Genomic DNA, 11,554 nt, shown 5'->3' with positions numbered 1-11,554 from the left:
GAGACATTACATCCCGGATTGTTGCCATGGTGGGACGAAATATTCGCGCCCTCTCCCGTCACTCAGTGCTCGACCGCTCCCACGCCAGGGATGCGTCAAAACGCCGAGCGTACGGTCGTACCGTTCCCGCGCGATCCTGGTGTGTAGCCAGGACTCGGAGGACGCGAACGTCGGAAGGGCTCGCAGGCCCGTGACGAGCGCATCCAGCTCCCTCAGCGAAGCGAAGCCGAGGGTCGCGATCAGATCGAACCGGCCGGTGGTCGTGGCGAGGAATTCGAGCCCGGAGTGCTTCACGAGGAACTCCACGGCGGGCTCGACCGACTCGGTGACGCAGATGCCGAATCCGAAGAGGAGGTCGCGGTTCATCTGCGCCCGCTGCGGGATGGCGCCGATCTGGATGACGTGCCGATCGACCAGGCGCTGCACGCGCGAACGGACCGCGCTCGTCGACAGCCCGACCTGTTCTGCGATCCGCGCGTAGGCGGCACGGCCGTCGTGGCGCAGGATGCGGATGATCTCCAGGTCGTCGTCGTCGAGCGAGGCGCTCGACGCGTCGGGGTGCCAGCCGCGGAAGAAATTGTCGCGGACCTCCTCGTAGACGTCCACCGCGATCTCGACCACGCCGCGTCTGCCGCGCAGCTCCTGGAGGTGCGCGTGGAGCTCCCGGGTGTCGGTGAGCAGGAGGTCCGCCACGATCTGGTGCGCGCCCGTGGTCTCCGTCACCAGGATCGCGGCGTCGGTGTGCGTGAGATGCGTGACGACATCGTGGATCGGACCCGCCACCCGGATGGCCAGGTGCACGTACAGGTTCAGACCGAGCATCTCGGGGTGGACGCTCGCGATGATCTTCAGGTCTCCCGAGTCGAGGAGCTCGCCGACCCGGCGCGCGATGAGGTTGCGGTCCATCCCCAGCTCGCGCGACAGGTCCGAGTAGGAGGCCCGCCCGTCTTCGCGCAGCTTCGCCAGGATCCGTTCGGTCTGCGCGTCCACATCGATCTCCTCTGCTCTGCGGTCGGCCCAAAAACTTCTTGCCAGGCGCCCCGAGCACTTCGGCGGCGTGAAGGCCTTCCCGTATCCGATCTTGCGGCATTGTATGACCTGGGTGCCGCAGATCTGCTTTCAGCGGGAACTTTCCCCGATTTTCTGCCGTTGACAACCGCGATCGGGCTGCACGATACTCGCTGCCAACCCGACAGAGGAGGTCGACGATGTCTTCCCAGCCCACGCCAACGCCCGAGCGATCCGGCGACTCCAGCGTCGTGGAGCAGCGCTCCATCGACTACGTTCCGCACGCGGAGCGGCACGGCAAGGTCTGGCATCAGGCGCCGTTCTGGTTCGCCGGCAACTTCGGGCTGCTCACGATGCTCATCGGCTTCGCCGGGCCGCAGCTCGGGCTCTCCATCGGCTGGAGCGTGCTCGCCGCCGTGCTCGGGGCCTGCTTCGGCACGTTCTTCATGGCGTTCCACGCGAACCAGGGACCGAAGATGGGCCTGCCCCAGATGATCCAGTCGCGAACGCAGTTCGGTACCCGCGGAGCGATCTTCCCCCTGGTGGCGACGGTGTTCGTCTACATCGGATTCATCGTCTTCTCGACCGTGACCTCCGCTCAGCTGTTCTCGGTCGTGCTGCCGCTGCCCAAGTGGGTGATGTATCCGGTGCTGATCGCCATCGCGATCGTGATCGCCATCTTCGGGTACCGGCTGCTGCACTTCGTTCAGCGTTGGCTGGCGTACCTTCTCATCCTCGTGTTCACGTTCGTCACGATCTCCGCGATCTGGCTGGTGCCCGTCCCGGCCTCCGCGCACCACCTCGGCTGGAGCACCGCCGCGTTCCTGACCCAGTTCTCGCTGGCGGCTGGATATCAGATCAGCTACGCCGTGTACGTCTCCGACTACTCCCGCTACCTGCCGGCGCGATCCTCGAGCACGAAGCTCATCACCTGGACGTATCTGGGAGCGGCCGGTTCCGCGGCCTGGCTGATGTCGCTCGGCATCGTGCTGTCCGCCAAGCTGCCTGGCATGGACGGCCCTGGTGCACTGCAGTCGGCCGGCGACCTGATCTTCGTCGGGTTCGGCATCGTCGGCGTCCTCACGCTCGGCGTCGGCCAGACCTTCAGCCAGGACATCAACGCGTACGGCGCGATGCTCTCCGGCCTCAGCGCGATCGACGCGTTCCGTCCGCTCCGGCGTACGGCTCGGGTCCGCGTCGTCGGCCTGGTGATCGTCGGCCTGATCTCACTGGCGATCGCGCTCTTCATCCCGACGGACTACCTCAACAGCTTCAACGCCTTCGTGACGCTCATGCTGTACTTCCTCATCCCCTGGACCGCGGTCAACCTCGTCGACTTCTACCTGCTCCGGCACGGAAAGTACGCCATCGCCGATATCTTCCGGTCCGACGGCGGGGTCTACGGCCGCTGGGCCTGGCGCGGCATCGTCGCCTACCTGGTGGGGTTCGCCGCCATGATCCCGTTCTTCGTGGTCGGGAACTACGTGGGTCCGATGGCCCAGCTGCTGGGCGGTGCCGACCTCTCCTTCGTCGTCGGCCTCATCGTCGCCGGCGCCCTGTACTACCTCTTCTGGTTCCGCGCCGACCGCTCGGCCGAGAAGACGGCCATCGCACTCAGCTCCGCTGAGCTCGAGGCGGACGCCGAGCCCCTGAGCATCGAGACCGCCGACGGTCAGTGGGTCACCGGAATGGACGAGGTCCGCACCGGAGTGGACGGCGGGGAGGGCGACCGATGACGGGAGATCGGGTGACACTGCAGTCCATCGCCGAGCGGCTCCGCTCCGCCGAGCTCACTTCACGGGAGCTGGTCGAGAGCGTCATCCGACGGAGCGACGCCTCCGACCTCGGCGCCGTCGTCTCGCTCCGCGCGGACGAGGCGCTGCGGGAAGCCGACCAGCTGGATGCCGCGCTGCGGGCCGGAGTGCCGGTCGGCCCTCTGGCGGGCATCCCCTTCCTGGTCAAGGACCTGGACGACGTCGCGGGAATGCGGACGTCGCACGGGTCGCTCTGGTTCGAGGGAGCTCCGCCCTCGACGGCGGACAGCCTGGTGGTGCGTCGGCTTCGCGCGGCCGGGGCCATCCCGGTCGGCAAGACGAACCTCCCCGAGTTCGCGAGCGAGGGCTTCACCGACAACCCGGTGCACGGGGTGACCAGGAACCCGTGGGATCCGGAACTCTCGCCCGGAGGCTCCAGCGGCGGATCGGCCGCCGCGTTGAGCGCCGGCATCGCCCCGATCGCGACGTCGACCGACGGCGGCGGTTCCGCGCGGATGCCTGCGGCGTTCTGCGGCCTCGTCGGAATGAAGCCGACGAACGGCCTGATCGGCCAGTCGCACGTTCCCGACTGGATCGACTTCTCGACGGACGGCGTGATGACCACGACGGTCCCGGATCTGCGACTCCAGCTGGAGCTGATCGCGGGGCCGGTGGCCGGCGACGACCGTGCCCTCCCCACCGAGCTGCCGCCCGCACGCATGCCGCGGCGACTGATCGCCGCCGATCGCACGGACGACCTCGGACCCCTCCCCGCGGAGGTCGCCGAGGTCTTCCACACGGCCGTCGACGAGCTCTCCGCCCTGCTGCGGATCCCGGTGGAATGGCGCACGAGCGACTCGTTCTTCGCCGGAGGCAGCCCCGACAACGACTGGTTCACCCTCGCCACCGCCGAGCACGCGCACCGCTGGGGCCGCGAACGGATCGTTGCGGACGCCGCGCGGCTGCACCCGAACACCCTCGAGTTCTTCCGCGCCGGGCTGAGCGTCACCGTGGACGAGTACATCGCCGCACGCCGGCGCCGTGCCGACTACATCCGCGAGCTGGACGAAGCGCTGCAGGGCGACGCGCTGCTCCTCACGCCGACGGTCGCCGTCAAGGGCTTCAGCGCGCACGGAAGCCTCGGCGACGGACCGGAAGGCCTCCTGCCCCCGAGCGTCTACTCGACAGCGATCCAGAACATGACCGGCCTTCCCGCCCTGTCGCTCCCGGCCGGGTCGTACTCGGACGGCTTCCCGTTCGGGCTGCAGCTGACGGGCCCGCGGTGGAGCGACCGGATGCTCCTCGATGTCGGAGACCTCTGGGAGCGGGCGTTCCCGTGGCCGCAGGTCGCGCCCGGGTATGAGCCGTTCGCCGGGGTGGGACAGTGAGCGACGCGCGCCCGTCGGGGATGCCCGGACGACCCGAGAACGACGCCGAAGAAAGGTCTGCGAACATGACACCTCCCATCGGACCCGTGGACAGCTCCCTCGTCCCGCGCTACGCGGGAAGGGACGGCTTCGCCCGCCTGCCGCGCCTCGACCAGGTCGCGGCGGCGGACATCGTGGTGGTCGGCGTCCCGTTCGACACCGGCGTCTCGTATCGGTCGGGCGCCCGTTTCGGGCCGAATCACGTGCGCGAGGCCTCCCGGCTCCTGCGACCGTACAACCCGGCCCTCGACGTCTCCCCGTTCGAGCTCGTGCAGGTCGCCGACGCCGGCGACCTCGCGGTCAACCCGTTCGATCTGCACCAGGCGATCGAGCAGATCGAGCAGGCCGCCACCGAGCTCACCTCTTCCGGCTCGGCACTGGTCACGATCGGCGGCGATCACACGATCGCGCTGCCGTTGCTGCGGGCGGCCGCCAAGCAGCACGGGCCAGTCGCCCTGCTCCACTTCGACGCGCACCTCGACACCTGGGACACCTACTTCGGGGCGGAGTACACGCACGGCACCCCGTTCCGCCGGGCGGTCGAGGAGGGCATCCTCGACACCGAAGCCCTGAGCCATGTCGGCACCAGAGGGCCGCTGTACGGCAAGCGCGACCTGGACGACGACCATCGCTTCGGGTTCGGCATCGTGACCAGCGCGGACGTCTACTACCAGGGTGTGGCCGACGTGGTCGCCAAGCTCCGCGCCAGGATCGGCGACCGCCCGCTCTACGTCTCGATCGACATCGACGTGCTCGACCCGGCGCACGCGCCGGGGACCGGCACCCCGGAGGCGGGCGGGATCACGAGCAGGGAACTCCTCGAGATCATCCGCGGTCTGCGCGGGCTGAACGTCATCGGAGCCGATGTCGTGGAGGTCGCACCCGCCTACGACCACGCCGAGATCACCGGGGTGGCCGCGTCCCACGTGGCCTACGATCTGGTCTCCCTACTCGCCCTGAAGCGGGCGGGCGAAGCGGCGTCGCCCACTCCCTGAGCGGTGCGACCGGATGACATCCCGCTCCCTACTAGGTAGACTGACCTACCTAGTAGGGAGCGGGACGGTCATCATGAGCACACGCCGCGGCGACGCCAGGCAGCGCATTCTGGACGCGGCCGCGCGCCGCTTCTACGCCGATGGCGTCGCGGCGACCGGAATCGACGTGATCACGGCGGAGGCCGGCGTGGCCAAGATGAGCCTGTACAACAACTTCGCCTCGAAGTCCGCTCTCGTGGAGGCCTACCTCGACGCCCGCCACGACGAGTGGCTGGGGCTGTACCGCGCCCGCGCGGAGAGGGCGACGACGCCGGCGGAACGACTGCTCGCGGTGTTCGACGCCTACATCGACCATGCGGACGCCGCCTACGAACACGGCTTCCGCGGCTGCGGACTCCTGAACGCTGCGGCCGAGCTCCCCCGGGACGCGCCGGGCCGGGAGGCTGTGCGCCGACACAAGGAGGAGGTCGAACGCATCCTGCGCGACGAGCTCGCCCAGCTCGTCGACGGACCGAGTGCCGACCGTACCGCGGAGCACTTCTCGTTCCTGCTGGAAGGCGCGATGGCTCGGGCCGGGCTCGAAGGGGATGCGCGCCGACTGATCGGGGCCAGGCGGATCGCCGCGGAGATGATCGCCGCGCTGTGAAGCGACCTGGAGCCGGAACGATCGCGGTCCTCCTCGCCGGCGCCCTCTGGGGTACGACGGGGACCGCGGCGAGCTTCGCTCCTTCCGTTCCCCCCATCGCCATCGGAGCTTTCGCGATGGGCGTCGGCGGTCTCCTGCAGGCGCTCATCGCCGTACCTGCCCTCTACGCCGCGCGCAGCGGCCTGAGATCGGTGGCCGGACTGGTCGTCATCGGCGCCGGGTCGGTCGCGATCTACCCTCTCGCGTTCTACGCGTCCATGCGCCTCGCCGGCGTTGCCGTCGGCACGGTGATCTCCATCGCCTCCGCGCCGGTGTTCTCGGCCGTATTGGAACGGGTCATCGACGGTGCGCCGCTCTCCCGCCGCTGGTTCGGCGCGGCCGCGCTGGCGATCGTCGGCAGTGCGGCGCTGTGCCTGTCCCACCTGGACGGCAGCGGATCCGGCGCCCTGCCCATGACGGCCGGAGCGGCCCTCGGGCTCGTGGCGGGCGCCACCTACGCCCTGTACACCTGGGTGGTGCAGCGCGTGATGCGTCGTGGCGTCCCCCGGCCCGCGGCGATGGGGGCAGTGTTCGGTGTCGGAGGTCTGGCGCTGATGCCCGTCCTCGCCGTCACCGGGGGGCCGATCCTGACGAGCACCGGCACGCTGTCCGTCGCGATCTACATGGCGGTGGTCCCGATGTTCCTGGGCTACGTGCTGTTCGGGATCGGGCTCGCCCGGGTCCGCAGCAGCACGGCGACGATCCTCACCCTGTGCGAGCCGGCGGTCGCCGCCATCCTGGCCGTCGCGATCGTCGGCGAGCGCCTCTCACCGCTCGGCTGGTCCGGCCTCGCACTCATCGGTGGAGGACTGGTCGCGCTCACCGTGCCCGGCCGAGCGGCGAGCGGCGAGGGCGAAGGGGCGGCGAGTCCGTGATCGGCGAGCACCCGACCAGTGTTCGCTCGACCGTTCACTTCTCGAGGCGGCCCACGCTCGCGATCTCGGCTTCGAGACGATCGGCGGCCTTGACCGCCCGACGATCGTGGATCGCGGCCACCCCGTACGCGGCGAAGTAGAGTCCCGCTATCGGGATCGCCAGGAGGAACATCGAGAGCACGTCGGCGGAGGGCGTCGCGATCGCCGTGAAGAGGACGATGAGGATGAGCGCCCAGCGCCAGGACGCGATGATCGACCTGGCGCTCAGCACGCCGACGAAGTTGAGGAGCACCAGGAACACCGGCAGCACGAACGCGATCGCCACCGCGACCACCAGCTTCAGTATGAAGTCGAAGTAGGTCTTGGCCGCGATGATGGCCGAGTCCTGGTGCGAGGCGAAGCCCGTCAGCAGGCTGACGATGTGCGGCACGAGCAGCCAGCCGACAGTCCCACCCGCGATGAACAGCGGGACCGCGGTGAAGAAGAACCCCAGGGCGTAGCGGAGTTCCGTGCGTTTGAGCGCGGGGACGAAGAACGCCCAGACCTGCCAGAGCCAGACCGGACTCGAGATGACGATGCCGACCGTGATCGCCACCTGCATCTTCAGGTCGAACGCACCGGTGATGCTGTCGTAGTTCAGCATCGCCTCACGGCCCTGCTCCTTCGCGATCGCGGTGATCGGGCCGCGCACGACGTCCATCACCGGACCGGCGAGCAGCCAGCCGACGACGGTTCCGACGACGACCCCGAGGGCGCAGCGGAAGAGTCGCTTGCGGAGCTCGACGAAGTGCTCGGACAGCGTCATCCGGCCTTCGCGGTTCGAGCCCCGCTTCGCGGAGGCCATGCGGCTACGGCCGGGTCGGGACGTCGGTCACGGCGTCGCCATCGGGGCCGTCCTTCTTCATCTCGTCGACCTCGCCCTTGAAGATCCGCATCGACTGCCCGACGCTCTTGGCGAGGGCAGGGAGCTTGGCCGCTCCGAAGAGGAGCAGGATCACGGCGAGGATGATCAGAAGGTGCCATCCGGTGAGTCCAGCGAACATGAGTCGATCTCCGTTTCTGTGTGGTGAAGGTGCTAGTTCTCGATCTCGCGGCGGGGATCGCTCCCCGTCTGCGTCTCGGTCAATGCGTCCCGGATGATGCGCCGCGGATCGTACTGGCGCGGGTCGAGCTTGGTCCACTCGATGTCGTCGATCGAGTCGCCGAGCTCCTCGCGGGCCCGGTCCTTGGCCGTGTCGGCGAACCGCTTGAGGGAGCGGACGGCCTGGCCCAGCCACTGCGCGGCGATAGGCAGACGTTTCGGCCCGAGGAGGAACATCGCGATGACCGCGATGACGACCAGTTTGTCCATGGTGAGACCGAGCATGGCGGCCTCACGGAGTCACGTAGGTGATGGTCGTCGCGAGCGGAGCGGCCGGCAGCTGCACCGTGAGCCCGTCCGACATCAGCGAGCTGCCCGACTGCGTCCAGGTGCTCCCCGAGCGGAGGTCCGCGAGCCGGTAGACGCTCGAGCCGGTCAGTCCGCGCAGTCTCACCGTCTGGTGCGCCGCTCCGTTCGACGGCCGCCGGAAGGCCTGCACGGCACCCGACGCCGTGCTGCCGAGCTGCCAGGCGACGAAGCGGTCGTCCGAGTCGCTCGGCGGCGTCAGGGCGTAGAAGTCCTCGACGTAGTGCTGCTTGATGGACGACCACTCGGAGGCGAACGACTTCAACGTCGACCACGGCGCCGCGGGGTCGGTCGCGTTCAGCGCCTCGTGATAGACCGGCCCGAATCCGGAGCGGAGGTTGTATGCGTCGTCCGCGGAACCGGTCGCCCGCACAGCGCCACCGTGGATCGGGACCCACGGGGTGAGCGCCGCGACATGCGACTGGTTGGAGGTGGCGTCGAGCACGTCATCGCTGCGCAGGAGGTTGATCGCATACTGCAGCGTCAACACGTCGAGCCGCCGGCCGCCGCTCGCGCAGCTGTCGATCAGCATCCCGGGATGAGCGGCCTGCAACGCCGACCAGAACTGCAGGTGCCCGTCGACGTAGTGCGCTTGCGTCAGCCCCTGCCGCCCGGTGGGGTCGGCGTTCTGCCAATACGGCAGCGGCCGGATGTTGAAGTCCTCGCGGTAGAAGTCGACGCCGAGCGTCGTCATCAGACCGCTGAAGTAGCTGCTCGCCCAGGAGAGGGCGGCCGGGTTGCCGAAGTCGAACAGGTACGCCTGGCCGCCCCACTGCGTGTCGCCGGGTTTGGCGCCGAGCAGGTAGCCGGGGTGGTTGGTCGCGATGTCGGTGCCGGGCATGACGCGCTCGGGTTCGAACCAGACGATCGCCGCCATGCCGAGCGCGCGGGCCCGGTCGGTCACCGGTTTCAGGCCGCTCGCGAACCGGGTGCTGTCCGGGGTCCAGGTTCCGACCGGAGTCCAGTCCGTGGACGTCTGGTACCAGCCGGCGTCGATCCACCAGTGGTCCTGGATGCCGCCCGTGCCGGCCGTCGCGCCGTGCGTCCCGTAGGCGTTCATCCAGGTCAGCTCGTCGTTCGCCGTGTCGGTCTGCCCGGGGAAGTAGTCGTTCGCCTGGGTCGTGGCCAGCGGCTGAGCCGGACCGGTGCCGGAGGCGGCGCGTGGCACGTGGTAGCCGAGCAGCCAACGGCGCCAGCCCGCGAGCGCGTCCTTCGCGTCGCCCCCGTCCCACGGCTGGGTCACCACCAGCGGGGTGCGGATGCTCTCACCGGCCGCCAGCCAGAGGTTCGTGAGACCGAGCGTGGCGAGCTCCTGGCCGTTGGCGAGCCCGTCGAGGAGGGTCATCCCGCCGGTGAGCCGCACCGTCGTCGCGTCGGTGCGCTTGATCTCGGCGCCCCATTGCCCTGGCCAGCCGAGGGCGCAGACCAGGCCGGCCCCGACGAAATCCAGGTTCCAGAACGGCCAGCCGTTCGCGATGGCCGTCGCGTTGGCCGCGCCCGGACCGTAGCTGATCGCGCCGTCCGTGTCGTTGTAGATCGTGTCGACGCCCGTCGACACGTACTCGAAGGCGTCGATCGGAACGAGGATCCCGATGCCCGCCGCGTTCTTCGTGCCCGTGTTGACGATCTTCAGGGTGTGCGCGCCGTCGGCGAACGGCCCCGCCGAATAGAGGGTCTGCTGCTTGAGCCAGCTGGTCGCGTACAGGTCGACGGTCGCGACCTTGACGCCGTCGAGGTAGACGTCGGCGATCCCGCAGTCGACGTTCTTCGGGCCGATCCACGTCACACCGGTGCCGGTGAACGTGAAGATCGCGGTGTCGCCGGCCGCCGAGCTGGAGTGCTGGGTGCCGCCGAAATAGCCGGGTGAGCCGCCGCCGGGGCTGGTGTTCCACGAGCCGGTGTACGCGATCGAGGACGAGGTGTCGTCGACCATCGTCGGGCCGCTCGAGGTGTAGACGAACGCGTCGATCGGCACGAACGTCCCCGTGCCCGCCGCGTTCTTGGTCCCGGAATTGACGACCTGGATGGTGTGCGTGTCCTGCGTCAGGGCCGGCGACGTGTACACCGTCTGCTGCGTGAGCCAGGAGGTCGCGTACAGGTCGACGCTGGCCACCTGCACACCGTCGATGTAGACGTTCCCGATGCCGCAGTCGACGTTCTTCGGGGCGATCCAGCTGACGGAGTTGCCGACGAACGTGAAGCTCGCGCTCGCGCCCGCTGCCGAGCTGGAGTGCTGCGTTCCCTCGTAGTAACCGGGCGATCCGCCTCCCGGGCTGGTGTTCCAGGCTCCGCTGTAGGTGATGCCGCTGATGGAGTCGTCCACCGTGACCGCCCCCGTGGCGTGGAACGAGAACGCGTCGATCGCGACGTGCGTCCCGCTTCCCGCCGGGTTCTTGCGGCCGGTGTTCACGACCTCGATCGTGTGCATCGCGTCGGGGAGGGGGCCGGAGCTGAAGAGCGTCTGCTGCTTGAGCCAGGTGGTCGCGTACATGTCGACGACGGCGGCCTGCACGCCGTCGATGTACACCGCGGCGATGCCGCAGTCGACGTTCTTCGGACCGATCCACGAGACCGAGGTGCCCGTGAACGTGAACATCGCACGGGCGCCGGCCGCTGTCGTGGTGTGCTGGTCGGTGTTGTAGTAGCCCGGGGCTCCGGATCCGGCCGTGCCGGTGAGGTACTGCCAGTCGCTGCCGGGCAGGGCCAGGTCAGATCCGTCGGTGGGCCGGCCCCCGCTCGTGGTGAACACGCGATAGGAGCCGACGGGCAGCGCCAGGTCGAGAGGGGTGAAGTCGTCGCTCGCAGCGTGGCTGCCGCGGGCGGTGCGCACGGTCCAGTCCGTGGTCGGGAGGGCGGACACGGTCACGTCCATCGCCAGGACATCGGCGAGCTGCTTGGAGTTCGCGCTGCCCGTGTTGGTGAAGTGCACGGTCCAGGCGAGCGTCGTGTACCCCGGATACGCATCCCCGAGCCACTGCACCTGCAGCCCGTCGGGGGCCGTCCAGGTGACGGTGTGCCGCTGGCGTCCGTCGGCGAGGGTGCTCGTGGAGGTCGTCTTGGGCCACGAGGCGAGGAGCCCGGTCGAGCTGACGCCGTCGTAGGTGAACGAGAAGGGAGGGGTCGCCAGCAGGTCGGCCATCGACAGGATCGTCGGGGGCGCATCGGCGGCGGCGGGGGCAGCGGCGAGCGGACCGAACATCGGCAGTCCGCCGGCGGCGGCGAGGGTCGCGCCGAGCCCGAGGACCGATCGGCGGCTGATGGTGAATCCGGGCTGCGACGGAGTGTTCGCTGCGGGGTCTGACGGCTTTGTCATTGACGCCTCAATCTCATGGATTGGCCAACTACTAATTGTTAACTGTTTAT

At 69.0% G+C, this 11,554-nt stretch carries 10 protein-coding genes; 5 read left to right on the top strand and 5 right to left on the bottom strand.

Annotated elements, in window-relative coordinates:
• Nucleotides 1-6 precede the first annotated feature (6 nt).
• Nucleotides 7-990 (bottom strand): Lrp/AsnC family transcriptional regulator, encoded by a 984-nt coding sequence (locus tag JNB50_RS11710; protein WP_208040313.1) that lies wholly within the window; start codon nt 988-990, stop codon nt 7-9.
• A gap of 218 nt (nt 991-1,208) precedes the next feature.
• Here JNB50_RS11710 and JNB50_RS11705 point away from each other — a divergent pair, with 218 nt between their 5' ends.
• The 5 genes from JNB50_RS11705 to JNB50_RS11685 all read left to right on the top strand — a co-directional run bounded on the left by JNB50_RS11705 (nt 1,209) and on the right by JNB50_RS11685 (nt 6,744).
• Nucleotides 1,209-2,744, top strand: a complete 1,536-nt coding sequence (locus JNB50_RS11705) for a cytosine permease (protein WP_208040312.1) — start codon at nt 1,209-1,211, stop codon at nt 2,742-2,744.
• Entirely contained in the window at nt 2,741-4,150 is a 1,410-nt protein-coding gene (locus JNB50_RS11700) for an amidase (RefSeq protein WP_208040311.1), read from the top strand. The genes JNB50_RS11705 and JNB50_RS11700 overlap by 4 nt, the downstream gene beginning before the upstream one ends.
• Nucleotides 4,151-4,215: 65 nt before the next feature.
• On the top strand, nt 4,216-5,184 hold the full coding sequence (gene speB / locus JNB50_RS11695; protein WP_208040310.1) for an agmatinase: 969 nt from the start codon (nt 4,216-4,218) through the stop codon (nt 5,182-5,184).
• A gap of 73 nt (nt 5,185-5,257) precedes the next feature.
• Complete coding sequence (locus tag JNB50_RS11690; protein ID WP_208040309.1) at nt 5,258-5,830, top strand: TetR/AcrR family transcriptional regulator; 573 nt, start codon at nt 5,258-5,260, stop codon at nt 5,828-5,830.
• Nucleotides 5,827-6,744 (top strand): DMT family transporter, encoded by a 918-nt coding sequence (locus tag JNB50_RS11685; RefSeq protein WP_208040308.1) that lies wholly within the window; start codon nt 5,827-5,829, stop codon nt 6,742-6,744. Before JNB50_RS11690 ends, JNB50_RS11685 begins: the two co-directional genes overlap by 4 nt.
• A gap of 34 nt (nt 6,745-6,778) precedes the next feature.
• Here JNB50_RS11685 and tatC read toward each other — a convergent pair whose 3' ends face one another.
• From tatC to JNB50_RS11665, 4 genes are read right to left on the bottom strand one after another with little or no spacing between them, the layout of a single operon-like run.
• Nucleotides 6,779-7,549 carry a twin-arginine translocase subunit TatC gene (gene tatC / locus JNB50_RS11680; protein WP_208040417.1) on the bottom strand — a complete coding sequence of 257 codons (771 nt, stop codon included), beginning with the start codon at nt 7,547-7,549 and terminating at the stop codon, nt 6,779-6,781.
• Nucleotides 7,550-7,592: 43 nt separating this feature from the next.
• The gene (gene tatA / locus JNB50_RS11675; protein ID WP_208040307.1) at nt 7,593-7,787 is read right to left on the bottom strand and encodes a twin-arginine translocase TatA/TatE family subunit; all 195 of its coding nucleotides are present in this window, start codon (nt 7,785-7,787) and stop codon (nt 7,593-7,595) included.
• Between the two features lie 32 nt (nt 7,788-7,819).
• Nucleotides 7,820-8,095 carry a twin-arginine translocase TatA/TatE family subunit gene (locus JNB50_RS11670; protein ID WP_243768351.1) on the bottom strand — a complete coding sequence of 92 codons (276 nt, stop codon included), beginning with the start codon at nt 8,093-8,095 and terminating at the stop codon, nt 7,820-7,822.
• A gap of 22 nt (nt 8,096-8,117) precedes the next feature.
• Nucleotides 8,118-11,504, bottom strand: coding sequence for an alpha-galactosidase (locus tag JNB50_RS11665; RefSeq protein ID WP_208040305.1), 3,387 nt, complete (start codon nt 11,502-11,504; stop codon nt 8,118-8,120).
• Between the last annotated feature and the right edge of the window lie 50 nt (nt 11,505-11,554).

Origin of the sequence: Leifsonia sp. TF02-11 (assembly GCF_017565305.1) — a bacterium.
In the GTDB taxonomy this organism is placed as follows: Bacteria; Actinomycetota; Actinomycetes; order Actinomycetales; family Microbacteriaceae; genus Leifsonia.
Note: the sequence above shows the minus strand (reverse complement) of the source record. Positions and strands in the feature narration are given on the sequence as shown.